The 25,980-nt window shown below is 61.7% G+C and carries 23 protein-coding genes; 9 read left to right on the top strand and 14 right to left on the bottom strand.

Annotation, left to right across the window (positions count from 1 at the left end):
* Positions 1-2 precede the first annotated feature (2 nt).
* Entirely contained in the window at positions 3-998 is a 996-nt protein-coding gene (locus tag BEN48_RS04815; protein ID WP_125932480.1) for a GNAT family N-acetyltransferase, read from the bottom strand.
* A 183-nt stretch (positions 999-1,181) separates the two neighbouring features.
* On the opposite strand from BEN48_RS04815, the gene corA reads away from it, so the two are divergent.
* Positions 1,182-2,390, top strand: coding sequence for a magnesium/cobalt transporter CorA (gene corA / locus BEN48_RS04810; protein WP_083320765.1), 1,209 nt, complete (start codon positions 1,182-1,184; stop codon positions 2,388-2,390).
* Positions 2,391-2,505: 115 nt separating this feature from the next.
* Here corA and BEN48_RS04805 read toward each other — a convergent pair whose 3' ends face one another.
* From BEN48_RS04805 to BEN48_RS04795, 3 genes are all read right to left on the bottom strand, one after another.
* A complete protein-coding gene (locus BEN48_RS04805; protein ID WP_070733446.1) occupies positions 2,506-3,570 on the bottom strand; it encodes an AAA family ATPase in 1,065 nt (354 codons plus the stop codon).
* A gap of 54 nt (positions 3,571-3,624) precedes the next feature.
* A complete protein-coding gene (locus BEN48_RS04800; RefSeq protein WP_070733444.1) occupies positions 3,625-6,396 on the bottom strand; it encodes a hypothetical protein in 2,772 nt (923 codons plus the stop codon).
* A 120-nt stretch (positions 6,397-6,516) separates the two neighbouring features.
* Positions 6,517-7,329: a hypothetical protein gene (locus BEN48_RS04795; RefSeq protein ID WP_070733442.1), complete on the bottom strand. Its 813-nt coding sequence runs from the start codon at positions 7,327-7,329 to the stop codon at positions 6,517-6,519.
* A 247-nt stretch (positions 7,330-7,576) separates the two neighbouring features.
* On the opposite strand from BEN48_RS04795, the gene BEN48_RS04790 reads away from it, so the two are divergent.
* Positions 7,577-9,049, top strand: a complete 1,473-nt coding sequence (locus tag BEN48_RS04790) for an APC family permease (protein WP_070733440.1) — start codon at positions 7,577-7,579, stop codon at positions 9,047-9,049.
* Positions 9,050-9,162: 113 nt separating this feature from the next.
* Here BEN48_RS04790 and BEN48_RS04785 read toward each other — a convergent pair whose 3' ends face one another.
* From BEN48_RS04785 to BEN48_RS04775, 3 genes are all read right to left on the bottom strand, one after another.
* Entirely contained in the window at positions 9,163-9,897 is a 735-nt protein-coding gene (locus BEN48_RS04785) for a carboxypeptidase-like regulatory domain-containing protein (protein WP_070733438.1), read from the bottom strand.
* 312 nt (positions 9,898-10,209) lie between these two features.
* Entirely contained in the window at positions 10,210-10,641 is a 432-nt protein-coding gene (locus BEN48_RS04780) for a hypothetical protein (RefSeq protein ID WP_070733429.1), read from the bottom strand.
* A 109-nt stretch (positions 10,642-10,750) separates the two neighbouring features.
* Positions 10,751-11,515 (bottom strand): DUF547 domain-containing protein, encoded by a 765-nt coding sequence (locus BEN48_RS04775; protein ID WP_070733427.1) that lies wholly within the window; start codon positions 11,513-11,515, stop codon positions 10,751-10,753.
* A gap of 568 nt (positions 11,516-12,083) precedes the next feature.
* Between BEN48_RS04775 and BEN48_RS04770 the strand changes: the two genes are divergently transcribed.
* The 4 genes from BEN48_RS04770 to BEN48_RS04755 all read left to right on the top strand — a co-directional run bounded on the left by BEN48_RS04770 (position 12,084) and on the right by BEN48_RS04755 (position 17,188).
* Complete coding sequence (locus BEN48_RS04770) at positions 12,084-13,418, top strand: NAD(P)/FAD-dependent oxidoreductase (RefSeq protein ID WP_070733425.1); 1,335 nt, start codon at positions 12,084-12,086, stop codon at positions 13,416-13,418.
* 160 nt (positions 13,419-13,578) lie between these two features.
* Positions 13,579-15,462 (top strand): gamma-glutamyltransferase family protein, encoded by a 1,884-nt coding sequence (locus BEN48_RS04765; RefSeq protein WP_070733423.1) that lies wholly within the window; start codon positions 13,579-13,581, stop codon positions 15,460-15,462.
* A 48-nt stretch (positions 15,463-15,510) separates the two neighbouring features.
* Positions 15,511-15,741, top strand: a complete 231-nt coding sequence (locus tag BEN48_RS04760; RefSeq protein WP_070733627.1) for a hypothetical protein — start codon at positions 15,511-15,513, stop codon at positions 15,739-15,741.
* An 85-nt stretch (positions 15,742-15,826) separates the two neighbouring features.
* The gene (locus BEN48_RS04755; protein WP_070733421.1) at positions 15,827-17,188 is read left to right on the top strand and encodes a 4Fe-4S binding protein; all 1,362 of its coding nucleotides are present in this window, start codon (positions 15,827-15,829) and stop codon (positions 17,186-17,188) included.
* Positions 17,189-17,237: 49 nt separating this feature from the next.
* Here the strand turns inward: BEN48_RS04755 and BEN48_RS04750 are convergent, their stop codons facing one another.
* Positions 17,238-17,816, bottom strand: coding sequence for a hypothetical protein (locus tag BEN48_RS04750; RefSeq protein WP_125932479.1), 579 nt, complete (start codon positions 17,814-17,816; stop codon positions 17,238-17,240).
* 49 nt (positions 17,817-17,865) lie between these two features.
* On the bottom strand, positions 17,866-18,321 hold the full coding sequence (locus tag BEN48_RS04745) for a peroxiredoxin (protein ID WP_083320763.1): 456 nt from the start codon (positions 18,319-18,321) through the stop codon (positions 17,866-17,868).
* A gap of 136 nt (positions 18,322-18,457) precedes the next feature.
* Here BEN48_RS04745 and BEN48_RS04740 point away from each other — a divergent pair, with 136 nt between their 5' ends.
* Together BEN48_RS04740 and BEN48_RS04735 are read left to right on the top strand one after the other, a co-directional pair.
* Entirely contained in the window at positions 18,458-19,156 is a 699-nt protein-coding gene (locus tag BEN48_RS04740) for a glycosyltransferase family 2 protein (RefSeq protein WP_070733416.1), read from the top strand.
* A 36-nt stretch (positions 19,157-19,192) separates the two neighbouring features.
* On the top strand, positions 19,193-20,563 hold the full coding sequence (locus BEN48_RS04735; protein ID WP_125932478.1) for a glycosyltransferase 87 family protein: 1,371 nt from the start codon (positions 19,193-19,195) through the stop codon (positions 20,561-20,563).
* 12 nt (positions 20,564-20,575) lie between these two features.
* Here BEN48_RS04735 and BEN48_RS04730 read toward each other — a convergent pair whose 3' ends face one another.
* The 4 genes from BEN48_RS04730 to BEN48_RS04715 all read right to left on the bottom strand — a co-directional run bounded on the left by BEN48_RS04730 (position 20,576) and on the right by BEN48_RS04715 (position 23,393).
* On the bottom strand, positions 20,576-21,082 hold the full coding sequence (locus tag BEN48_RS04730) for a rhodanese-like domain-containing protein (RefSeq protein WP_241502179.1): 507 nt from the start codon (positions 21,080-21,082) through the stop codon (positions 20,576-20,578).
* Between the two features lie 160 nt (positions 21,083-21,242).
* Positions 21,243-21,788: a heme NO-binding domain-containing protein gene (locus BEN48_RS04725; protein ID WP_070733411.1), complete on the bottom strand. Its 546-nt coding sequence runs from the start codon at positions 21,786-21,788 to the stop codon at positions 21,243-21,245.
* A 121-nt stretch (positions 21,789-21,909) separates the two neighbouring features.
* Positions 21,910-22,827 (bottom strand): anti-sigma factor, encoded by a 918-nt coding sequence (locus BEN48_RS04720; protein ID WP_070733409.1) that lies wholly within the window; start codon positions 22,825-22,827, stop codon positions 21,910-21,912.
* Positions 22,828-22,832: 5 nt separating this feature from the next.
* Positions 22,833-23,393: an RNA polymerase sigma factor gene (locus BEN48_RS04715; protein ID WP_070733408.1), complete on the bottom strand. Its 561-nt coding sequence runs from the start codon at positions 23,391-23,393 to the stop codon at positions 22,833-22,835.
* A 242-nt stretch (positions 23,394-23,635) separates the two neighbouring features.
* Between BEN48_RS04715 and BEN48_RS04710 the strand changes: the two genes are divergently transcribed.
* Positions 23,636-25,030, top strand: coding sequence for an NAD-dependent succinate-semialdehyde dehydrogenase (locus BEN48_RS04710; RefSeq protein ID WP_070733407.1), 1,395 nt, complete (start codon positions 23,636-23,638; stop codon positions 25,028-25,030).
* Between the two features lie 13 nt (positions 25,031-25,043).
* On the opposite strand, the gene BEN48_RS04705 is transcribed toward BEN48_RS04710, so the two are convergent.
* The gene (locus BEN48_RS04705; protein ID WP_070733406.1) at positions 25,044-25,811 is read right to left on the bottom strand and encodes a YdcF family protein; all 768 of its coding nucleotides are present in this window, start codon (positions 25,809-25,811) and stop codon (positions 25,044-25,046) included.
* Positions 25,812-25,980: the final 169 nt, after the last annotated feature.

Here is a 25,980-nt window from a genome sequence, read left to right as displayed (position 1 = left end):
GGTCAGAGCTGCTTCTCCCAGCTCAGGCGCAAACCGGCCACACCTCCCAGGTGGCGCTTGAAGCGCAGCAGCGAGGCATTGGGCCCGGAGTCGAGCGTAGACGTGCCCAGGTCCAGCACCGTCAGGCCGCTGGCCCGGGCAAAGGCGTGCAGGCCCTCGTTCAGGAGCACCACGGGGCTAAGGGCATTGTAGCGCAGCGGACTGGCCGGATAGAAGTTGTAGAGAACTGTTTCGCTTACGCGAATGGCCACCGTGAGCGCGGCCCACGCCCCATCGGGCTGGCGCACGGAAAACAGGAAATGCTCCTGGGGGAAGCGCCTAAACAGTTCCTGCACCCGCGCCAGGGACAGCGAAAGCTGCTGGCCCCGCTCCTGCCTACAGGCCTCAATGAAGGCATAGGCAGCGGGCAGCAAAAACGGCGGCTCCTGCTCCACGTGCAGGCCGTGGCGCCGGCACTTGTGCAGCCGCCGCCGCTCCGAGGGGTGCAGGTGCGCTTCGTAGTCCCAGGCCGGGTCGAGGTGGTAGTTCTGCTCGGCCAGCACCACCCGATAGCCGCGCTGCCGCAGGGCTTCGGCCAGCAGGGCTGCTCCGGTGGGGTCGTAGGCAAAGGGGTAGCTGCGCATGGCCAGTGCCTGCAGCCCGCGCTGGCGTAGCGTTGCTTCGGCCACGTCCAGCAGCTGGTGCAGGGCCGGGCCCCTGACGCCCGGCGCGAGCTGCACGGCACCAAACGGCGCCTGGGCGGGGCTGCGCGCCACAGTGCTGCCGGGGGCAAGCGTTACGTGCAGCTGCGCCACAGTGCGGCCGGCCGCGGCATCTTCCAGATAAAAGCTCAGCACCACATCGGGGCTGGTGGCCAGGGCCTGGTGAGCGGGGCGCAGGTACAGGAACGACTCGAAGGCCAGCGGCAGCCGGGGGGCGGCCGGGGCGTCGGCGCTTTCGGCCGTCCACACGCGCAAGCCGGCGGGTGCGGCGGAGCCGCCCGGGATTGCTGTGCCCAAAGAATGCGTTATTTTCAAACCTGATTTTCGTCGCTCTGCGGGCAAAGTACGGCACTGCTTCCACGCAAAGCCAGCTTTGGGGGGCGCTCGGCACGTAAACCTGCGTTCCGGTTACCATCTTCGGGGTGCCAACGGGCATAGGAGGCCGCAGTGGCCCGCCCGGCTTTCTTGTTTTTTCTTCCCATGAACCCCACCAACCCCGCTGCCAAAGCTGCACCTGCCCTGCCGCCGCCCCCCAACGAGGAGCACGAGCCCGCATTTGGCATCAGCGACCGCGAAGCCATTCTGCAGGCCCGGCACCAGACGGAAACGCTGGGCAAGCGGCCGGGGGCCCTGGTCATTCGGGAGGGCGCCCTTCAGCCGCGGCTGTTCATGATTTCCTACGATGCCAACACGCTCATCGAAAAGGAATACGCTACTTACGACGAGCTGTGGGACAGCTTCCAGGGGCGTCCCGACCTGCGCCACTGGGTGGACGTGCGCGGCTATGGCAACCTGGAATTGATGGAACGCATCATGCGGGATTTCGGCCTGCACCCGCTGCAAATGGAAGACGTGCTTGGCGACTACCAACGCGCTAAAGTGGACGTTTTCGACGACAACCGCTTGTTTATGGTCTCGCGCATGACCGATTTTACCTCCAGCCTCGAAATCGACGACGACCAGCTCTCGCTTTTCACCGGGCCAAACTACGTGCTCAGCTTTCAGGACGACTACGAAGATTGCCTCGACTCGCTGCGCAACCGCCTGCGCAGCAACTTCAGCCAGATGAAGCGCAAGCCCTCGCTCTACCTGGCCTATGCCCTCACCGACGTGGTCATCGACCACTACTTCCCCACCATGGCCGCCATCGGCGACTACCTGGAAGGCCTGGAGGAACGGATTTTTTCGGAGCGCCGCGAGCGCCGCATGCTCAACCGCATTCTGCGCATCAAAAAGGACATTGTGCGCTTTAGGCGGCTGGTGTACCCGGAGCGGGACAAAATCAGTGAAATCCTGCGCATGCCGGATGAAGTAATGCCGGAGGACATAAAAGTGTTTTTCAAGGATGCCTACGACCACGCCATGCAGGCGCTGGACCTGGCCGAAAGCTACCGGGAAAACATCACCAGCCTCACCGAACTGTTCCTTTCGGACCAAAGCAACCGCATGAACGAGGTGATGAAGGTGCTGACCATCATCAGCGCCATTTTCATCCCCCTGAGCTTTGTGGCCGGTGTCTACGGCATGAACTTCCAGCGCGAAGCCCCGCCCGCGGGCGCCAATCCGCTGAACATGCCGGAGCTCTACCAGCCCTGGGGCTATCCTGCCGTGCTCAGTCTCATGGCCCTCATGGTGATAGGCCAGCTCTTCTATTTTTGGCGCAAAGGCTGGATGACGAAGCAACGGTAAAAAAATCTATTTAGAAGAACGTCATGCTGAGCTTGCCAAGCATCTCAACCGCAGTAGTAATTCAATCGAACCAACGAAGCGGTAGAGATGCTTCGGCAAGCTCAGCATGACGTCTTTAAATAATACCCTTCATCATACCCCATTGCCCCAGCTGCTGCCTTACCTGGGCCACCCGCTCTGCTACCGTGCCCTGCAGCAGCGTGTAGGGAATGTGGAAGTGGTCGAGCTGCATGAGCACCATGCCGTGCTGAAAGCTACGCAGGGCCTCAGGACCGCGCCAGCCGTCGTGCTCAAAAGGCACAGTGGGCGCGCACACAAACGTGTGGGCGTAGCGCTGGCCGCACACCGCCGCCATGGCTTGCAGGGCGGGGTCACAGGCATGGAAATAGTAGTAGGAATACAGCGCGGTGGTCGCGGCGTTGGTGTCACAAAACAGCACGCCCCGGGCGGTGGCGGCGGCTTCGTCCTCCAGCTCGGCGTGGCGGCGCGCAATGTAGAGCAGGTCCTCGTATTCTAGGTGGCCGTTTTTCTGCTCGTGCAGGGTGCGGCCGTATTCCGGTACCCACGCCGTGTGGTACGCCTCAGCCAGTGCTTGGCACACGGTTGATTTCCCGCTGCTTTCGGCCCCCAGCAACACCACGCGCGGCACCCGGGCGGGCGGCACCGTGCCCAGCTGCGCCGCCACCAGCGGATGCAGGTAGCGGGCCGCCGTCGCATTTTGGCGGGTGGCGGTGCCCGACTCTGGCACCTGCACCCGGGCCACGTTCACGGCCACATGGGGCACTCCCAGGTGCGCCGCGAAGCCCGGGCCGTAGTCCTCACTGCTGAAAACCACCCCCACCCGCAGCCCCTGCCGGCCCAGCCACTCGCGCACAAAATCTCGCTGCACGGCGACTTCAGCCGCATCCGGCGGCACCCCGTCGGCATCGGCAGAAAGGGCTACAATCCGGAGCGGCGTGGTGCCAATGCGGGGACCGTCTGCAACATCATCCCCACGATACAGCTCCCGGAGCCAGCCGGCGCGCACGGCGGCCGGCGTGGTGGCCGAATCGGGGTTGGCGTACACCAATACCAGCAGCTCAGTTACCTGAGCCGCGGCGGTTTCGAGCAGCAGCTGGTGGCCCCGGTGGGGCGGCCAGAATTTTCCTACCACAAGGCCCGTCTCAAAGGAGTGCGTCATAAACGGCTGTAAGCAGGCTGGTGAGGGCCCGCCGGCGGAAATGGATAGGCGACGCTACGGCAGCGTCACTTTAAGCTCGGTGCGGCGCAACTCGCGGCCCACCACACGCACCAGATGGTAGGTGTCGGTGGTGGCGTCGTAGTTCAGGCCAACCCCCGTGCCCGTGCTGGGTAGCGATGCTCCGCCCAGCAGCCGGCCCTGACCGTCGTACAAAAATACCTGGCCGGGACCGGGCTCGGTGATGGCCACCACGCGGCGGCCTTTTCCAAAATCAAAGTACTGCACCGGCTTCTCACCCGACGTTACGAAGCGCTGGGTGATGAGCGGCGCGGTTCGGTCGGGAAGGTAAAAATCGAGGCGGTTGCCATCTTCCCGAGTTACCGCGTAGGTCCGGCCCTGCGCGTCGGGCACCAGGTGGAAGCGCGCGGTGCGGCTCCAGGTAGCCACCCGGCGCCGGGTCAGAATGTCGCCGCTCAGGGTGAAGGTCACCAGCTCGCCGTGCTGGTTCACCACCTTGAGTTGGGTGCGCCCCAGCGTGCTGGCGGCCTGCACCAGCACATCGCCGGCCAGGCGCGCGCCCATGCTCACCGGAAAGCCCGGAAACAGGCTTCCCAGCCCGTCGAAGGCATATACGTATCCGTTTTGCAGGGGCACCACCACCGCGTCGCGGCCGTTCACATTGAACATAGCGGGCCGCCCGGCCAACGGGAAATCGGGTCGCTTGGGCTGCCAGCCGGGAAAGAGCCGGCCTTTGGCGTCGAGCAGCAGCAAGTCGTTGCCGGCCGTGACGGCGAGCAGCCGGGTGGCGGTGGCCGGCGTGGCGCCCGGCGCCGCCACCAGCGCGGCCACGCGCACGGTATCCGGCAGGTTCAGCGGAAATGGCAACAAATTCTCCCCGTCGCTGCCAAACAGGTGTAGCCGGTGACCCGCCCCCACCAGCAGGCCGCTGGGGCCACCACTGCCCGCGGCCACCAACCGCGCCCCCACGGCCGGCCCGGTCAGGGTATCAGACCAGAGCAGGGTGTTATCGGCACTCACGTAGTGCAGCGCGCGGGCAGAGTCCTGCACCACCACGGCGGGAATGCGCGTGCCAGCGGCCGGCAGCAGCGTAGGCGAGCCCGTGAGCGGGTACTTGAAGGTGATAACCCGGCCGTTGGAGGTTGCTCCGGCCGTTTGGGCGGAGGCCGGGCCCAGGTCCGGGTGGCGCAGCAGCATTTGGGTAAAGTACTGGGCTTCGGGGCCGCCTTCGTTGGTGGGGGGCGCCAGCTGCCAGGCTATTTGCGGGAACCGCTTGAACAGGCCTTCGTTGCGCAGCAGGCCAGCCCGGCGCTCCTCGGTGAGCACGCCCAGCAAGGCGTTCCAACTATTGCGCGTGTCCACGAACACGCTCAGGCGAGCACGCGGCAGGGTTTCCTGCAGAAAAGAAACCTGTGAAGGCGTCTGGGCCCAGGTGAGACCGGCCACCACATCGGCCAGGTAGCCGTTGAGGGTAAGCTGGTCGGAAAAAACCAGGTATTCCCCCACCAACACGGCAGCTCCGGCCCGGGCCTCTACCTCGTAGGGCTGCGAGGGATTGAGCAAAGGCCCCAGCGCCGCGGCCTCGGAAAAGCTCACGGGGTGTATCTGGTAGGGCCCCACTTTGGTGAAGGCCGGCGAGGTGCCGTAGAGGCGCCGCAGGCGGGCCAGCCACTGCGCGGTGCGGGCCGGCGCCACGCAGCGCACAAACGCCAGCCGCCCCGGCTGGCCCCGGGCCGTGGTAGTAGCCAGGTAGCCGATGGCCATTTCCCCGTCAAAACCCGCCCGCAGGCTGTCCAGTGCCGCGCCGCGGCCCAAGGAGTCGGCCACTGCCAAGCCGGGGGCCGGCCAGGTGCGGGCTGGATTGGCCGCCAAATGAATGAGCAGGGCCGTGCGATTGCTCAGCAAGGAAGCCAGGCCCATGGCCTGGGGCTGCTGGCCGCGCATGCGCTGCTGGAGCGTGCCCCGGGCCGTTTCGGGATTGGAAAAGCCCTGCAGCTGGGCCCGGCTGCCAGCTAGCTTCAGGCCCAGCAGGCCCTTGGACACCAGGCCGGTGAGCTGGTCGAAGGGTCCGTGCGCATCACGCCGAAACATGACGTCCAGAAACTGCGGCAGGCGGCGATAATTTACCAACAGGGAAGCGTCCATGCCGCGCAGCTTGAGCACATCGACCGAGCCAAAGGCAGCCACTACCGTGGGCGCTTTGGGGTGGGCCAGCCGCCTCACCACGGCCTCTACCAGCGCCGGATTGGCACTGATGAGCAACCGGTTGCGGTGATTGAATACCGTGATGCTGCTTTCACTGCTGCGCTCGGTGAGCACGGTCAGCTCATGGTCCTCGTAGTCGCGGGTAGTAAGGCGGTAGCGGTTGTCGCGGCCCAGGGTTTCGAGCAGGCTCCGCACTTGCCGGAGCTCGCTCACCCGGCTCAGCGGCACCTGGTAAAGCACATCAAACTCCCGGGCCGACGTGACGTGCACCGAGGTGATGACCAGCTTGCGGCCCAGCAGGGCCAGCAGGCCGCCGTTGCGGCGCCGGCTGCCACCGCCGGTCAGGCTGTCGGCCAAGGCCAGGTGCCCGGCCGCCTGCTGAAAGTAGCGCACCGAGGTAAGATTGTCCCACAGCTCGGTTTCCTGCAGGTGGCGCACCAGCGCGGGGTGGTCGTGCGTGCTCAGCACCAGTACCGCATCGTCGGGCACGAGGCTGTAGGGGTCGACGGGTGCCGCCGCCAGCGTGCGCCGGTAGTACACGAACGTGGCCAGCGACAGCAGGAGCAGCAGGGCGATGAGTAGCGCCAGGAGCTTACGGGACATGCGAAAGAAAGCGGATGACGGGCGACGAAAGTACGGCCGAAGCCGGTTTAGTGCCGCTGTCAATGTTACTAGCACCCGGCCGGCCCGGCCCGCAGGTTTTCGGGCCTGCCTCCACCGGGGTTAGGGGCGCGGCTTACCCGGCGGCGTGGCCCGCCCGAAGGTGGCCAGGCGTAGCGGGTAGCCCAGCGTGGCGCTGAAGCCCGAGCCGCGCACATGCAGTGTGGTAGCGCCGCGCTGCGGACCGTAGCGGTAATCCACCGGCACGAGTAGCATATCGGTCAGGCCTTGGGTGTAGTAGAGGCTCAGGTTCAGCCGCTCCTTGCCCCGGCGGTAGAAGCGCGCCGTGACGCCGCCGATGAGGAACTGCCCCCACTGGCGGCGCACGCTAGTGGTTTCCAGAAAGTCGATTTCATCGTTGAATCCGCCGCTGCTGAGCCTGCCGCAGTCCAGGCAGTTATTACCGATGCGGTTCAGGCCGCCCCCGAATATTGCATCAAGCCGGAAGCTGGCCAGGTAGGTGTGCCGGACGGTGTCAATTTCTTTAATGTTGTATTCCTTGATTGTTTTACTAAGCAGAAGTGGAAACTGGTGCATGTACACCCCCGAGCCAGCGCCCCGCCATCCGGTATAAGGCGGATTGGGCCTGTACTGCTTCGGAAGCTCGATGCTGTAGGCCCAGCCCAATTCGCTTCCGCTGTACCCGGCTGCGAGTCCCAGCTTTTCGCTCAGTTGCAGCCGCAACATTCCGACGCCCTGCACCCCAAAACTTAGTTTACTGTAGGCTTTGAAGGGAGCTTCTCCCTTGCCGAAATAAGCCCCTTCGGCAGAATTATGGTTGATGCCCGCCCGCAGGTCGAGGTAGAGCTTGCTTTGCGCGTGGCCGGCTTTTGGCAGGCCGAGCACCACAAGCAGCAGCAGTAGCTGGATACGCATAGATAACAATAGTTATTGTAAGTATGGAGAACGTGCTTGGTTTCTCCTTATTGTACTGTGCAACAGCGGACAGCCTTTTCTCTCGGGGAGCGCCACATTGAGGCTGACTCGCCAAAACTGCTCAATGCAGACGCTTGCACCTTGGGGCCTTGCCGACCGAAATCCGACCTAATCACGGCTCCGCTAACCCGGACCTGCCTCCTACAGCGGGTCTTTTGCTTTTCTTTGACAAAAATCTCTGTTTTATATGACCGAATCTCAACCCTCACAACCCCATTTCCAACGGGCCATCACCCTCTTCGATGCCATCATGCTCGTCACGGGCAGCATGATTGGCTCGGGCATTTTCATCGTCTCGGCCGACATTTCCCGCAAGGTGGGCTCGGCGGGCTGGCTGCTGGTAGTGTGGCTGCTCACGGGCGTCATCACCATGGCCGGCGCCATCAGCTACGGCGAGCTGGCCAGCATGTTTCCCAAAGTGGGCGGCCAGTACGTGTACCTGCGCGAGGCTTTCGGGCGCCTCACCGCGTTCCTCTACGGCTGGACGCTCTTCCTCGTGATTCAGACCGGCGTGATTGCGGCCGTGGCCGTGGCCTTCGCCAAGTTTACGGGGGTGCTGCTGCCGTATTTCAGCGTGAGCAACATCCTGTTTTCGGTGGGCTCGTTTGAGTTTAGCACGGTGCAGATGCTGGCCATTGCCCTCATTGTGGGCATCACCGCCCTCAACGCGCAGGGCGTGCGCACCGGCAAGCTCATTCAGAACGTGCTGGGCAGTACCAAGCTGGTGGCGCTGGGCCTGCTCATAATCCTCGGCGTGGCGCTGGGCCTCAACTCCGACGCCATTGCTGCCAACTTCACCGACCTGTGGTCGGCTAGCCGGCACGCGGCACCGGGCCTCTCGCTGCCCACGGTGCCCATCAGCGGCACCACGCTGGTGGTGGCCATTGGCATGGCCATGACCGGGTCGCTGTTCTCCTCCGACTCGTGGAACAACATCGGCTTTGCCGGCGAAGAAATTCAGAACCCCGAGCGTACCCTGGTTCGCAGCATGGCCATTGGCACGGCCATTGTCACGGTGCTCTACATTCTCATCAACGTGGTATACTTACTGGTGCTGCCGCTGGAAGGCACGCCCGATGCCACCACGCTGGCCGGCCGGGGCATTATGTACGCCACCGACGACCGTGTAGCCACCGCCGTGGCCGAATCGGTGCTCGGCCGGGCCGGCGCCTACGTCATGGCCGTGCTCATCATGCTGAGCACCTTCGGGGCCAACAACGGCATCATTCTGAGCGGCGCCCGTGCCTACTTCGCCATGGCCAAAGACGGCCTGTTTTTCCCCGGCCTGGCCCGCCTCAACGGCGCGGGCGTACCCAGCCGGGCGCTGTGGGCCCAGTGCCTGTGGGCCTGCCTGCTGTGTTTGAGCGGCAAGTACGGGCAGCTCCTCGACTACGTCATGTTCTCGGTTATCCTGTTTTACGTGGTCACCATCATCGGCATTTTTGTGCTGCGCCGCACGCGCCCCGAGGCACCCCGCCCCTACCGCGCCTGGGGCTATCCCCTGGTGCCGGGCCTGTACGTGCTGCTGGCTTCCGCCTTCTGCATCATCCTGCTCTTTGCTCCTGATACAGCCGAATTCTCACGTCGCGGCCTGGCCCTTACGGCCTTTGGCATACCCGTGTATTTCCTCTTCGGCCGCCGGTTCGGCAGCCACACGTAGCATCAGTCTGGACGTACCAGCTGCACCAAAAAAGGCCTCCCCGTACGGGGAAGCCTTTTTTGGTGGCAATTACACGAGCAGGCGTTTGAGGCTACCCGCACGGCGCGGCACCATTAGCGGCGCTTCCGGCCCGCCTTGGCACGGGGCGTTAGGGTTACGTTCACGGGCTTGGAACCGTTGACGCGAACCAGTTCGTCTTCGTAGCCACCGTAGCCGTAGATAAGGGTGCGGTCGTTGCCGCCGGGTACTTCCAGGGTGTAATTGCCGTTGCCATCGGTGCTGGTGCCTTTGGTGCTGCCGCGCAGCAACACGGTAGCGCCCACCATGGGGCGGCCGTTCTCGTCCTCAATGCGGCCCGAAAGCGTTATGGAGGCGGGGGCGGCAGGCGCGACAACGGGGGCTGGGGCAGCCGGAGCCGGGGCTTCTTCTTCTTCGGCGGCGGCGGGCGCTGGTGCTGCTGCTACCTCACTTGTGGGCGCGGCCCCGGGCGTGGCGGCCGCTACGGAGCGAACCACTGCCTCTGTTTTGGCAGCGGCTTTAACGTCTTCGGTCACTGCGCTCTGGGCCACTGGCGCTACGGGCTTTAAGCCAGCCGCGATGCTATCGGCCGCGGTGGGGGCCGTGGCCATCACCGCGGCGTCGTCGAGCATAAATGAGGGCGTCACGGAAGCAAGACCATCGCCGCCGCCCTTGGGCAGGGCCACGTAGCCCACCACCAGCGCCAGCACCAATGCCGCCAGCATATACAGCAGCTTACTGTTGCCGCCTGAGGTTACTTCCTCGTCCTGGGCGTCCAGGTTGGGGTTGTATACTTCCTCTTCCAATTTGGGTAGATTTTCCTGATTCATAGTTTCAAAATGAAATTTAAAAGGACATTAAACGCAAGTCATAATTAACAGCTGATTGAACGCATCAGCCCGCATACGACACGCAAGTTAACATTTTAGCACATTATCCTCAATATTAGTCAAATAATTTTTATGTACCCGTCATTGGTTCTATCCAATTCCCCACTGATGTCTCCACGGGTGAATTTGCAACATCTGCTTCGGGGGAGAACGGCATAAGGGCCGCGTGGCTGCCACATAAGAAGCGGGGCCGGCGCTTGCGCACCGGCCCCGCTCGTGGGCTTGTAGCTCGTTCGGCGGCTGCCGGTGGGCTTAGTTGTCGCTGATGCTTTCGCTTGGGCCGGCGGGCGTGGCCGGGCCGGTAGGAGCAGGAGCGCCAAAGGGCTGCTCGCGGGTGCGCAGCTTGTGGTCCAACTCGACGCTGCCCTCCACCTCAAAGCCAGGGCCTTGTGCCTGCTCGCCGGCGCCGGTATGGTCGTTGCCGCCCTGGGGACTAAGTTCTGACCCGCCGATGTGCAGGTTTTCGAGCTGGTCTTTTTGGTTGCTGCGCTCGGTGTAGCCGTTGGCGCCGGTGTTGCGGGCCGCCGAGGGGTCGTTGCTCGATTTGTTGTTGCTCTGGTCCTGCTTGTACTCTTTCTGCTTTTCGAGCTCTTCGTTTTTAACAAAATCCTTGTTTTCCGTTATGCGGGCGTGCTCGCCTTCGTCGGTATCGGTGCCGTTGCCGGAAATATCATCGGGTATCATATATGTGGGGGAAAAGTGGATGAGGAAGTTCTTTTTTACTTCTCAGGCTTACGAATCCCCTTGCATTCAGTTACGATACCGCTGGGCAGCAGCGCCCTTGAGAACCGCGCTATTTCTGGTCGTTCAGGCCCCAGTTGTAAGGCTGGTAGTCTACGGCGTACCAGGTGGGCACGCGGGCGTCTTTGCGGAACTGGTTCACGAACATCACGCCGGGTTTGGTGGCGGTACTGAAATCGGCTTCATACCACTTAAAAATTTCGGGCAGCTTCACCTCCTGCCGGGCCTCGTCTACCTTCACGTAAGCGGGGTCGAGCAGCACAAACTTCGCCTGGTCGTTGAGTTGCACGAATAGGTTCTTGCCCACGTAAGCGGTGCGGCTCAGGCGCGGGCAGCTGTTGGTGCCGCACACCAGCGCAAAGTGGAGGCGCGGGTCGGCGTAGATATTGCGCAGCTTATCGTTTTCTATCTGGTCGAGGGTGAGCTGCTCGCGGCCCACCTCCAGTTGGGTTCTGTTGAAGAAGCCGGGCATGTCCTGCACCGATTGCAACGGGTAATGCGCCACGATTTCGCCTATTACCAGCACATTGTAGGCATTGAGGTAAAAGGCGTACTGGTCGGCCATCTCAGCCTTGGTCACATCAAATGCGGCTATGGCCTGCTGCAACTCGTTCAGCTGCGCGGGGCTGCGCTTGATTCCTGCATAATTTACCTTGCCTTCCTTGTTCACATATTTATGCAGGAAGGCGGTGGTTTTGGCAGTAATAACGTCCGTAGCTGGCGCTTGCTGCGCAGCCACAGGCACGGGCAAATCACAAATCAGGACCAAGGTGAGAAACGTGGCCCAACGCTTAATCGAAGAGAAAAGGTTGTTCATAGCGGGAGGGTTGAAGCAGTTGTTAATGCTGAAACTACTGCCTTGCACCCTTCCAGGATTCAGATAGCAACAACATTCCCGTTTAGGGAATAATGCTGAATTTCAGAAGTGCGCCATTGTTCTGCTTTCCCGTTTTAAGGCTGGTTGATTCCCAAAAATAGTCTGGGGCTTTTTGCGCATAATATACCTTTTGGGCCGGTTTAGCTGCGCTAGCAGCTTGGTCACCTTATCTATTAGCGGGCCTTTAGTACGTTGCTGCTACCACATTTTTTTGCTGATAGAGCAGTATTGAACAGACGCAACATTTTGCATCAGGCTATTGCCTTAAATCTTGAAAAAGCGCGGCACTAACTACCATGCATCGGGGCGGCGAATGGCACTTTAAGTCCCGTTCACAAAGCCGGGCGGATGTGTCTAGGGATTTTGAACAAGACCGAAGCGGCAGTGTTGAGATACCAGCAATCCTGTGAATGAGCCACAAACCAGCCGGGTTCCGGCAGTGAAATTTGCGGCCTCACCGCCTACATTTGGCTATTAGCTTCTCACTTACATCCTGCTGCCCATCGTCATGCATCTGGTTATCATTGGCAACGGCATCACGGGCGTGACCTGTGCGCTCACGGTGCGCCGCCTGCGTCCGGAAGCGAGAATTACGCTCGTCTCGTCGGAAAGCACGCACCACTACTCGCGCACGGCGCTCATGTACGTGTACATGGGCCACATGCGGCCGCAAGACATCAAGCCGTATGAGGACTGGTTCTGGACCGAGAACCGTCTGGAATTGGTGCACGCCACGGCCACGGCCTTGGATACCGCGGACCGGTACGTCACGCTCGACAACGGCACCACCCTCCCCTACACCCACCTGCTGCTGGCCACCGGCTCCGAGAGCAAGCGCTTTGGCTGGCCCGGCGAGAACCTGGCCGGCGTGCAGGGGCTGTATAACCTGAACGACCTGGCCGCCATTACCCGCGACACCCACGGCATCAGCCGGGGCGTGGTGGTGGGCGGCGGCCTCATTGGCGTGGAGCTGGCCGAAATGCTGCACACCCGCGGCATAGAGCCCGTGGTGCTAGTGCGTGAAGCCTACTACTGGTCGGCGGTGCTGCCTCCTGCCGAAGGCAACCTGGTAGACCGGCAGTTTGCCGAAAACCACGTGCTGGTGCGCTACGGCACCGAGATGCGCGAGATTCTGGGCGACGACCAGGGTCGGGTGCGGGCCGTGGTGACCACCGCCGGCGAAGAAATTGCCTGCCAGTGGGTGGGCCTCGCCATTGGCGTCGCGCCCAACCTGGGGCTGGCCAAACCGTCTGGCATTGAAACCGACCGGGGTGTTCTGGTCGACGAGTTCCTGCGCACCAGCGCGCCGCAGGTGTACGCCGCCGGCGACTGTGCCCAGCACCGCCAGCCTGCCGCCGGACAGGTGCCGGTGGAGCAGCTCTGGTACACCGGCCGCATGCAGGGCGAAACCGTGGCTCACACCATTTGCGGGCAGGATACTGCCTACCGGCGCGGCATCTGGTTCAACTCGGCCAAGTTCTTCAACCTCGAATACCAGACCTACGGCCAAGCCCCGGCCAAGGCCGAAGCGGGCGTGGAAAGTCTGTACTGGGAACATCCATCGGCGCGGGTAGCGTTGCGGGTGTACTACCGCGCCGAGGCCCCGCACGCCGTGCTGGGCTTCAACGCCATGGGCCTGCGCCTGCGCCACGCCGTATGTGAGCAGTGGATTGCACAGCAGGTACCCATTGCCGCGGTAATGGCCGAGTTTGGCCGGGCCAATTTCGACCCCGAATTCTTTACGCAGCACGAGAAGGCTATGGTGGCCGCTTACAATATCCAGTTTCCCACGCAGCCCATTGCACTTAAGCGGCGCAAGGGGTTGTTTTCAATGAACCGGTGACGGTGAGCTGTTGGGGCTCAGCCTTGTATCCGGCTGCTTGTGGTTGCCAATGCTTTGCAAAGCAGGCCACCACGTAGCCTGCCCGCCACCCGTAAGTGCAAGCTTCTGTCCCGATTGATTTTCTAAACACCTCATCCGCAACCCCATAAGCTTTCCCGGTATGAAAATTCTGTACATCTTCCTGGCCCAACTGGTGTTCTCGTTGCCCGCCGTGGCCCAACAGACCCAGAAACCGCCCCTGCACGGCAAGCACTGGATGGCCATAACCGGCAAGCCCCTGGCGGCCACGGCCGGGGCCATGACATTTCAGAAAGGCGGCAACGCCGTGGACGCGGCCTGCGCCATGCTGGCCGCCACCTGCACCATGTGGGACGTGCTGAGCTGGGGCGGCGAAACCCAGGCCCTCATTTACAACCCCAAGACCAAAAAGGTAATTGCCATCAACGCCATGGGCGTGGCCCCCACCGGCGCAACACCCGAATTTTTCAAAAACAAAGGCTACAACTTTCCTCCGCAGAACGGCCCGTTGGCCGCCACCACGCCCGGCACGCCCGGCGGACTCATGCACATGCTGGCCAACTACGGCACCCTGAGTTTGGAGCAGGTGCTGGCCCCGGCCCTGGAAATGGCCGCCGGCTACCCCATAGAAGCCCAGACGGCCAACAGCATTGAGAAAAACAAAGACCTGCTAAAGCAGTGGCCATACAGCAAAAAGCTGTTTTTGACCCACCCCGGCCAGACGCGGGAAGCGCCCGAAGCCGGCGAAATATTCGTGCAGAAAGACCTGTTGCAGACGCTGACCAAGCTGGTGGACGCCGAAAAAGCAGCCCTCAAAAAAGGCAAAACCCGCAAGCAGGCCATCATGGCTGCCTACGACCGGTTCTATACCGGCGACATTGCGAAGGAGTTTGTGCGCGGTTCCACTGAGCAAGGCGGGCTAATAACGATGCAGGACCTGGCCCGTTGGAAACCCCTGGAAGAATCGCCTTTGATGGTGAACTACAAGGGAGTGGACGTGTACAAAATGCAGCAATGGACCCAGGGACCCGCCATGCTGCAGGGACTCAACATTCTGGAAAACTTTGACTTGAAGGCTATGGGCTATAACAGCACCAAGTACATCCATACGGTGTACCAGGCCATGAACCTCTCATTTGCAGACCGGGATTTTTACTACGGCGATTCGCACGCAGGCCCCGAAGAACCCATGAAAGGCTTGCTCAGCAAGGCCTACGCCAAGCAACGGGCCCGCCTGATTCAGTACCAGAAAAACGACCCCCGCATTGGCCCCGGCGACCCGTATCCATTTGAGGGCAAGAAAAACCCGTACCTGGACCTGCTGAAAAGCCGGGGCTACGAAATGGACACCACCAAACGCAATTTCGCCCCCACCCACGACCTGGGCAGCAACACCAGCCCCGCCGCCGAGTACCAGGAGCGCCTGTGGATGGGCACCACGACCATGGAGGCAGCCGACAAAGAAGGCTGGGTGGTGTCCATCACGCCCAGCGGCGGGTGGCTGCCGGCCTGCGTGGCGGGCAACACCGGCGTGGGCATGAGCCAGCGCATGCAAAGCTTTGTGCTGGACCCCTCCCTTAATCCCTTCAACGTGGTGGCGCCCGGCAGCCGGCCCCGCGTGACCCTGACGCCCTCCATGGCGCTCAAAGACGGCAAGCCCTTCCTGTCCTTTGCCGTGCAGGGCGGCGACACCCAGGACCAGAACCTGCTGCAGTTTTTCCTGAACGTAGTGGAGTTTGGCATGACCGTGCAGCAGGCCTCCGAGGCCGCCAACTTCAACACCAACCAGCTGTGGCTCTCACTGGGCGGCACCAAAATTGACGACCGCAAACCCAAGCCCGGCCACATTCTGCTCAACAAAACCACCCCGGAGCAGGTGCGCGATGAGCTGAAAAAGATGGGGTACACCCTAAGCTTTGAAGACCGCACCAGTGGGCCCATCAACGCCATTTACTTCGACTGGAAGCACGGCAGCCTCTGGGGTGGCTCCAGCAATCACGGCGAGGACTACGGCATTGGCTGGTAGCTTATTTACACTAGCTAATTCATCTTATACTTTAACTTGTTTCTTACCGTGGACTACTCCAAACTATACCGGCCTTCGGCCCTCAACAGCTTCCAGTTTATTGCTCTCACGGGCTTGCTAATGAGTGCCGGCGCCCACCTGATACTATTCTATTTTGTGAGCCGACCCATGCCCGCGGGCTTCAACTGGCTTTACGTGTGCTGGGCAGCTTTTTACGCCGTGGGCACGCTCATAAACCTGTTTGGCAAGCCCAACGAAGGACACCATCACCACCACTAAGCCCGCTCCGGAAAACCGGCGCTTGCACCGGTGAGCCACGCGGCTCCTGCTGCTTTCATTTGCTCTGCTCCCCACCGCTTCCCCCATGTCGCCAACCCTTGCCTCGCCCCCGCTTCCCTCTTCCTCCCCCGCCGAAAAGCTAAGCTTAGCCGTTGTGGCGGCCGGCCTGCTGGCCCTGGTGCTCGCCCTTACCGACGGCGAACTCGGCCGCCGGCAAACCTGGTTTTACGCGGCGCTGGCCCTGGTCAGCGGCGGCACGCTGGCCTGGAGCTGGGTGAAATACGGCGGCCACCCGGCCGGGGTGCAGCAGAACAATCTGTGGCTGCGCGCCAGCACCGGCCGCGGCGCAGTGGCGTGGGTAACGGGCCTGGTGCTCACCGGTTTTTACGTGGTGCTGTACTGGTACAGCGGCAACGACGGCCAGGGCAACTTTGGGCCGCTCAACAACCTGGTGCATGCCCTGGACGGCTTTAGCCAGTGGCTGCGCGCCCGGCCCGCCGACCAGTGGTTTCTCTACGGCACGTTTTACACGCTGGCCATCCTGCTCATGGGCGGCCGCGCCATCTGGAAATACCGCCATTCCCGCTACCAGGTAGTTCGCACGGCGTCGGTGATGTTTTTTCAGCTGGGGTTTGCTTATATCATTCCCGGCCTGCTGCAGTTTTTCCAGCAGCCGGAGTTTTACTTCTCATACTTCTGGCCACTCAAGTACGACTACCTGTTTCCGGGCACCGTCACGTCGCTGGTGCAAAACGGCGGCCTGGGGGTGTTCATGGTGTTTTGGGGGGCGGTGATGTCGTTGGTAGCCACCCCGGTACTCACCTACTTTTTTGGCAAGCGCTGGTATTGCTCCTGGGTGTGCGGCTGCGGTGGCCTGGCCGAAACTGCCGGCGACCCGTACCGCCACCTCTCCGACAAAAGCCGCACCGCCTGGCGCTGGGAAGTCCGGTTGATTTATACTATTCTCGGCATTATCATCGTGCTCACGGCCTTGCTGTGGGTGCATTTTGCCACGGGCAACACCCTGCTTGGCGAGGCCGGCACGGTGGCCGCCCAGTGGTACGGCTTCGCCATCGGCGCGGTGTTTTCGGGCGTGATTGGGGTGGGCTTCTACCCGTTGATGGGCAGCCGGGTGTGGTGCCGGTTTGGCTGCCCCATGGCCGCTTACTTGGGCCTGCTCCAGAAGCACTTCTCGCGTTTCCGCATCAGCACCAACGGCGCCCAGTGCATTTCGTGTGGCAACTGCTCCAACGTGTGCGAGATGGGCATCGACGTGCAGCAGTATGCCCAGCGCGGCGAGCCCATCATCCGGGCCTCCTGCGTGGGCTGCGGCATGTGCAGCACCGCCTGCCCCCGCGGCGTGCTCAACCTGGAAAATGGCCCAAAAGAAGGCCGCTACCAGGGCTCGCAGCTCATTCACGCCGATTCGTTGCGGATACTGAGCTAAGCTACGGGCTGTGCCCGCTTGCACGTACCGGCTCGGTACCGGGGCCCGCTTACCGCACCAGGGTAATTAAATCGGTTTCTGCGATGTAAGTCTCTCCATTTGTTTGGCGGTAATACACCCGGAACTGTTGCGGCCCTGTGGCAGCAGGAGGATTCAGCAAACTGATTTCCGCGAACCGGAAAGGCTCCAGCGGGTTTTGACGCGATGGCACCGGAATCCGGGTTCGCCCGTCAACCACCAGTAAATCGGTGAGCGGGGTGCCAGCCGGGTGCTGGGCATCGTAATTATACAGGCTGGTGATGCTCAGGCTGTCCATGCGCTCGACCGAGCCCAGACTGCCGGCCGGCACGGGGGAGCAAGCGTAAGCAACTGAGATAAATCCTGAGACCGGAACAACGGTATAGTGCCGTTCTTTCAGCCCAATGCGCAGGCGGAACTCGCGGCTGGCCACTGTGCCATTGGGCGCCACCACCGTCCACGGCTGGTCCATGGGTTGAAGGGTTACAACAGCCTCTACTCCCTGCACGTCGTAGTACGTAGCGGGCCGGGTCCGGCCGCACTCGTTGCCCAGAAGGTCGCATGCAGGCATGCCCAACACGATGGCCGCTAGCGCTAGGTATTTTCTCATTGCGACTCTACTCGGTTGTGTATTTCGTTCTAGATTCTGCCCACCGGGCTTAAGCCGGCAATCCCCGCAGCACCTCCTTGGTTTTGCTCACGTGGTCGGTGGCACCGGTTAGCGAGTTGAAAATATACTGAATAACGCCTTCTTTGTCAATAACGAAGGTGACGCGGCCGGGCAGCAGGCCGAGCATGGCGCGGGGCACTTCGTAGAGCTTACGCACCGCACCGTTTTCGTCGGCCAGCAGCTCAAACGGCAGGCTGTGCTTGGCCGTGAATTTCTGGTGCGACTGCTCGCTGTCGGAGCTCACGCCCACCACCTCGGCCCCCAGGTCTTTGAAGTCCTCGTACTGGTCGCGGAACGAGCAGGCCTGGGTGGTGCAGCCGGGGGTATCGTCCTTGGGGTAGAAATACAGCACCACGTGGCGGCCGCGCAGCTCGTGCAGGCGGAATGTGGTTCCGGTGGTGGTTTTCAGCGAGAAATCGGGGGCTGGCTGGCCTACTTGCAGCATAATAGGGCACGTGAATATCAGCCGCAAGATAGCGGCACTGCGCTGCTTTACGGAGGTAGCGGCATCTTTGTGCTGCGGTAGGCGTGTGCTGTCCGGTTTCCTGAGTAGTTGCGGCTTGGTTCCGCGTTTCATTTTCATGCCCCAGCCCCGCATCAACGTCATCATCCCGGCCCACAACGAGGCCAGCGCAATTGGCCTGGTGTTGGCTGAAATCCCGGCCGGCCTCGTCACGGAAGTTATTGTAGTCGACAATAATTCGACCGACGGTACCGCCGCCGCTGCCCGTGCGGCGGGCGCCACGGTGCTGTACGAGGCCCGCCCCGGCTACGGCTACGCCTGCCTGGCGGGCATGGCCTACGCATTTGCCAAACCCCAATCCCAGCAGCCCAACATCGTCGTGTTTCTCGATGGAGACCATTCCGACTACCCCGAGCAACTACCCGAGCTGCTGGCACCGCTGCTGAGCGGCACCGCCGATATGGTGATTGGCTCGCGGGCGTTGGGGGTGCGGGAGCGCGGGTCGCTGCTGCCCCAGCAGCGCTTCGGCAACTGGCTGGCGTCGCGGCTGCTACGCCTGCGCTACGGCGGCACCGTCACCGATTTGGGGCCTTTTCGGGCCATCCTGGCCCCTGCCCTGCTCAGCCTGCACATGGAGGACAAAACCTATGGCTGGACCGTAGAGATGCAGGTAAAAGCCGCCCGCCAGGGCCTGCGCACCGTGGAAGTGCCCGTGCGCTACCGCAAGCGCATCGGCACCAGCAAGGTATCGGGCACAGTGCGGGGTACGCTGGGGGCCGGCTACAAGATATTATGGACCATATTCCGGTACTGGTAGGCACACGTGGCCGGGTGCCCCGCTTTCATTCGTTCTGTGCGAGTCACTTTTCCTTCCGTTTCGCAAGTTCTGGCGCTGCTGCTTTCTGCTGGGGCCTATCTGGTGCTGGCTTATGCCACGCCGCGCACCCATTTCCTGCAGCTGGCGGGCTTGTTTGCGGGGGCCCTGCTGGCCTATGCGTGGCTCCTGCGCAGCGGGCTGAGCTGGCGCTGGGGCGTGGGGGCGGCGCTGGTGTTCCGGCTGCTGTGGCTGCCGGCCCTGCCGGCGCTGTCCGACGACGTCTACCGGTTCCGCTGGGATGGCATGCTGGTGGCCCACGGCGCCAATCCATTCCGGTTTCGCCCCGATGAAATCATCGCCGATGGGGCCCGTACTGCCATTCCCGATGCCGCCACCCGCAGCCAGGCCCTGCCGGAGCTGCAGCAGCTGTACCAGCAGCTGAACTCCCCGCACTATTACTCACTGTACCCACCGGTTTGCCAATACATTTTTGGGGCCGCCGCGTGGCTGTTTCCCACTTCCACACCGGGCTTTGTGTACGGCTTGCGCGTACTTATTCTGGCGGCTGAGGCCGCTGCGGCTGGCCTGCTCCTGGCACTGCTGGCGGCCTGGGGCATGCCGCGAGAATGGGCCCTGCGCTACCTACTGCACCCGCTGGTGGTAGTAGAGCTCACTGGCAACCTGCATTTTGAAGGCGTCATGGTGTTTTTTGTGCTGCTGGCGCTGTGGCTGTTGAGCCGGCACCGGCGGATGGCTTCGGCAGTGGCCCTGGGACTGGGTGTGGCCACCAAGCTGCTGCCGCTGCTGGCGCTGCCGCTGCTGGTGCGCCGGCTGGGGTGGCGCATGGCCGCAGTCTACGCAGCCCTTAGCCTGGGCACGCTGGCGCTGCTCTTTAGTCCCTTCGTGTCCGTAGAGCTGGCGGTTAATATCAGCCGCAGCCTGCGGTTGTACTTCCGTAATTTCGAGTTCAACGCCAGCCTGTACTACCTGCTCCGGTCAGTGGGCTATTGGCTTACGGGCTACAACCAGATTGCCATCATTGGCCCGGCACTGGCCCTGGCAAGTGGCTTCACGGGCCTGCTGATTGCCTGGCGCGAGCGCCGACACGCCCTAGCGGCCCTCCCTCAAACCTTGCTGCTGATGCTCACGGTCTATTATGCGTGCGCCACCACGGTGCATCCGTGGTACCTCACCCAGCTCATTGCCCTGAGTGTGTTCGCGCGCTTCCGGTATCCGCTGGTGTGGGGCGGCGTGGCCATACTATCCTACTCAGCGTACACCAACAGCCAGTACCAGGAGCAGCTGGGCTTGGTGGCGCTGGAGTACACGGTGGTCTTCGTAATGCTGGGCTGGGAGGTTTTTCGCGGCAAGCCGGAGCAAAGTCCCGCGCTGCCAGCGTCTGCTTAACGCGGGCTAGGGTTACTTGTAGACCTTATTCCCCTGCTTCAGCCAGGGGCTCCACAGCAACGAATACGGATGCACGTTTTTGGTCGGGCCCTGCGCATTATACACCGGGTAGCCCTCGTTCACCCATTCAAACAACCCGCCGTAGAGGTTGCGTACTTGCTTAAACCCCAGGGCATGGAGTCTTTCGCCCAGCCGCTCGCTGCGGTAGCCCACAGAGCAGTACACCACCACGGGCCGACTGCGGTCGACTCCTTCAAATTTTTCGGTCGCAATCGAGTCGTAATGCACGAAGCGGGCGCCGCGCAAGTGGCTCACCTTGTACTCCACCGGCGTACGCGAATCGAGGAGCAGCACGTCTGCTGGCTGGCGCAGCTCTTTAGCCAAAGCAGCCGGCATTACGGTTGGAACGGTGTTGCGGTACAACGTCTGCAGGAGCCGGGTATAGCCAGGGCTTGGGCCAGCGGCTTTGCCCGGCTCGGTTTGGCCACAGGCTGTCAGGGAGCCTAAGCAGATACCCATGTAAGCGAGGAAAGCACGTTTTATAGCCATAAATAAGGTAACGACGAAACCACTGTAAATTGTTCGGTTTGCGCGTTTCGGGTGGTTCAAGCCTTCTTTAAACAGCCAAAAAATAGCCGTTGCCAAAGTCTGGAATTACTGACAAAGCCGCCTTCACAGTTTAAAGCGAAGAGCGACGCACGTGAATGCGCACCCGTTCCCCGTCTTCGGATGTAGTGGGCTGCACGTCTATCAGGTCGCTCTCATCGAAATAAGTGGCCAACCCGCGCACAATGCCTACGGCCAGCCCGCCCATACGGCGCGGCGATACGTAGTCTATGACCAGTTCATTGGCGCCCAGCCGGGTAACGTTGAGCACAGGAGGCATGTTTTGGGTATGTTCGAGCCGTACCTGCTTGTGCATGGTTTGCTCAGTGTGCTCTATCATGTCAAGTGTTTTCCACTCGGGCTTCACCATCTTTTGGTACATGTACATCAGGTCGGGTACGAGGTACTCCCCAAATTTCTCGTGAAGCTCGCCGGCCGGAATGCCTGTCATCTCCGCCGCATGGCCTACCAAAGCATACATATGCTCGTCGGGATAAACTGTTTTGTGGTCGAAAACAACGGTATCGAGACCGGATAACTCCATGAGCTTCACCCAGGTACTGTGGTCGTATTGCGTTTGCACGTAGCGCTTTAGCAACGTAATAATGGAACCGTGCATAAAATGATGTAAGGAAGATTGGACTAAACAAAATTACCGCTTGCAGGCCGGTTTGGCTCACAAGCGGTAATTCAACTCACAGCACCATGCAGTTAAATGTTAGCTGCAGGCTGGTCCTGCTTTAGATAGTCCCCACCACGGTCATGGTACTCAACGTAGGATTGACGCTGCCGCCCATGGGCTCCACCGTCATGGCGAAAGCCTGGGCACTGGCAATGTCCTTCATCTGCTGAATGCCTTCGCCGGTGGCCGTGGAAGCCAGCAGCACGCCGGCATCTACCGGTTTGCCGTTATCGAGGGCCCACAGTTGGTATTGCTTGCCGGCAGGCAGCGCGGGCAGGCTGCGCACATCCACGTACACCTTGCGGGTGGTGGCGTTATACAGGACCTTGGCCCGGGCCGAGGGAGACGTTTTGGTACCAGCCAGGGCTACGGCGCGGAACTCGTCGCTGCGGAGCACCTGGTTGTCTTCGCGCAACGCACCTAGCTGCTTCTGCACCACGTTTTGAGTGGCGGCGAAACGGGCCTGGGAGCTTTGCAGGGCCACAACCTCGTCGCTGGCTTCTACCCACCGCGAGTAGAACAGGGCGTTGGCAGCGAGGCTCATAATGAGCGCCACCGAAGCCGCCATGGCCCACACCGACCGGCTGGCCGGCTGGGTTGCGGGCGCCGTTGCCATGGGCCGAACCACGGCTTCGCCGGAGGCAGCCGCCACGGGCTGCGTTGCTACGTGCGTGGGCTGGTTGCTGGCTGTGCTGGCTTGCGCCACGGCGTCTACATCGGCGCGCAGGGTGCTGGCAGGCTTGGCAATCTGGGCCAGCACGTTGCCCAATACTCGTTCACGCATACCAGCTGGCGGCGTGATGGCGTGGGCTTCGGCGTAAAAACCTAGTGCCGCTTGTACCTGTTGCAGTTCCTCCTGGATTTCGGGATGGCTGGCGGCGTTGTTATCTACAGCAGCTTGTTCGGCCGAAGACAGCTCTCCGAGAGCGTATTGCTCCAGGATACCGGATTCTATATATTGTTGGATATTTTCCACGTGGTTCAGCGGATAAGTTTGCTAAGGACTTTGATGGCGGTACGGGCCCGGGTTTTCACCGTTCCCAGAGGAATGTTCAGCTCCTCGGCCACCTCACTTTGGGTGAAGCCCTCGAAATAGAGCAGGTCGATAATCAGACGCTGTTCAGGAATTAGCTTTTGGGTAATTTCCTGTAGGCCGATGTGCTCCGGGCGGAAGGTCGTGGGAGCAGCTTGGCGCTGCGCCGTCAGACTATCATCCAGTCCCTGAGTACGAGAACCTACGCGGTGCTGCCGCGAACGGATTTTATCGATGCTAAGATTTCGGCAAATGTTGAGCACCCACGTGAAGAGTCGCCCTTTGCCGGGGTCGTAGCTGGCAAAAGCGTGCCAGATTTTGACCAAGGCTTCCTGCAGCACGTCTTCGGCCTCGTCCTCGGCCTTCACGATGCGAAAGATGACGCCGTAGAGCGCCGATGAATACCGCTCGTAGAACAGCGTCATGGCCGATTCGTCGCGCGCCTGGAGGCGCCGGACGAGTTCCGCCTCGGCGGCGGGTGGTAAGGAAATAAGGGAGGTATCGGACACGGGAGTGACAGAAAGTGAGAAACAGGACCTAGGCCGGTGCTATCGTAAGTGCACGAAAATACGCGCTGGCACCTAATCGCCACCATACGGCTGGGCATTGCGTAACCGAATTACCCCACCACAAGTTGAACCTTGTAGCCAGTAAATTACCTTGGCCGCTGCATTTTCTGAGCAGGGCTTGTCTTTTCACCCTCTTTCGGACGCCCTTAGGCCCGCCCAAGCGCTCTGTTTTCTTCATTGCCATGCCCATCGAATCCTACAATCCCCACACTGGCCGCGTGCTCCGCCGCTTCAAAGCCTTCAGCTGGGCAAAAACCGAACAAATCCTCGGCCATGCACACCGCGCGGCGGCCACATGGCCGGCAACCACGTTTGCGCACCGCGCCGGCATCATGCGGAGGGCCGCTACCCTGCTGCGCGAGCGCCAGGACGAGCTAGCCCGCCTGATGGCCCTGGAAATGGGCAAGCCCGTGACCGATGGCCGCGCCGAAGTGCTAAAATGCGCCGCCTGCTGCGAGTACTACGCCGAGAGCGCTGAAGGCTTCCTGACCGATGAAGTAGTGAAAACCGACGCCAGCCGCAGCTTCATCAGCTACCAGCCGCTGGGCGTGGTGCTGGCCGTGATGCCCTGGAACTTTCCGCTGTGGCAGGTGGTGCGCTTTGCCGCCCCGGCCCTGATGGCCGGCAACGTGGGCCTGCTCAAGCACGCATCCAACGTGCCGCAGTGCGCGCTGGCCCTGGAGAAAATATTTCATGACGCAGGGCTGCCCGCGGCATGTTTTCGCACCCTGCTGATTGGGTCAGACTTGGTAGAAAAGCTGCTGACCGACGACCGGGTGCGGGCCGTGACGCTCACGGGTAGCGAAGGCGCGGGCGCCTCGGTAGCGGCCATAGCCGGTGCTCAGATTAAAAAAACGGTGCTGGAGCTGGGCGGTTCCGATGCCTTTATTGTGCTGGCAGATGCCGATGTGGCCCTGGCCGCCAAAACGGCGGCCCAGTCCCGCATGATAAACAGCGGCCAGAGCTGCATTGCCGCCAAGCGCTTCATTGTAGAAAAGCCAGTTATTAAAGAGTTTATCAGCCAGCTAAAAACCCACCTGCTGGCCATGCGCCCCGGCGACCCCTTGGAAGAATCAACGCAATATGGCCCCATGGCTCGCCCCGACCTGGCCGACGAGCTTACCCAGCAAGTGGAAGATTCGGTGGCTGCAGGCGCTAAGGTGGAGCTGTTTGGTGGCCAGGCCAAGCCCGGCACCGCCCTGTTTCGGCCTGTTATTTTGTCGAATATCAAGCCCGGCCAGCGTGCTTATGAAGAGGAGCTGTTTGGTCCCGTGGCCCTGGTACTGGAAGCTAAAAGCGCGGACGATGCCGTGCGCCTGGCCAACGACTCGCGCTTTGGCCTGGGTGCGGGCGTGTGGACTGCCGACCCCAAGAAGGGCGAGGCAATGGCCCGGCAGATTGAAAGTGGCGCCGTTTTCGTCAACGGCCTCGTGAAATCAATGCCGGAATTACCTTTCGGCGGCGTGAAAAAGTCTGGCTACGGACGGGAGCTTTCTTATTTGGGCATCCGCGAGTTTGTTAACCAGAAATCCATCTGGATTGGCAAAGAAGCTGCTCCAACAGCCAAAACGGAATAGCCCGGAAGTTCCGCTACAGGTAGCCCAGGAGCCGGTATGTCAGCCAGCCGGCTACCTCGTGCACCAGCACGCTGAACTCCTGCATGGCGCCGGGGCTGGGCAGCAGCCAATATTCTAGGGTGGCGAGCCGGTCGGAGCTGCGGTAGCCGGCGGGGAAGGCTACGGGATGCAGGCCAACCTTCTCAAAACAGCCCATGGCCCGCCGCTGATGGAACGCGGAGGTAACCAGCACCAACGACTTTATATCGGGGTGCTGGGCCAGCAGCTCTTTGGTGTAATGGGCGTTTTCGTGGGTATTGCGGCTCTGTTCCTCAATTAGCAGGTCGCGGGCCGGCACGCCGGTTAGGCGGAGCAACGTGGCCAGGTCGTCGGCCTCGGTGTGGGCTTTGCGGAGGAGGGCGCCCGAGCCGCCGGAGATGATGATGCGCCGGACGCGACCGGCGCGGTACAGCCACAGGGCGTGGGTGAGGCGGTCGGCGCCCTGGCCCAGATAAACCCGGTCGTGCGGCGACTTGTTGACGCCCGTAATGCCCGTGAGCAGCACGGCGGCGTCGGCCTGTGCAGGCAACGCGGCTAAGGGCACCGGCGGCCGTTCCCAGGCCAGCATCGCCTCGTTTACCAAAGCAGTATTTGTGCTGAGCAGGAAAACCACCAGCGCGGCCACCAGCCACTGCCGCTTCCGGCGCGGTTGCCGGGCCACCAGCGCGGCTACCAGCAGCACCAGCAGCCATACCGTGGGCAGCAGTACGAAATCCAGGACTTTTGAGAGCAGGAAAAACAAGGGCAGAGGTTGAATAATGGGCGGTTTGAGCAGTCAAAACCCGTCTGTCATCCTGAGCTTGCGAAGGACCTTAGCACGAAGGGAATTTCATTGAACAAGTATAGTTCAAACGCGATAAGGTCCTTCGCAAGCTCAGGATGACAGACGGGTTTTATGGTTCCAGAGTCCT

It is taken from the genome of Hymenobacter glacialis, assembly GCF_001816165.1.
GTDB lineage: Bacteria > Bacteroidota > Bacteroidia > Cytophagales > Hymenobacteraceae > Hymenobacter > Hymenobacter glacialis.
Note: the sequence above shows the minus strand (reverse complement) of the source record. Positions and strands in the feature narration are given on the sequence as shown.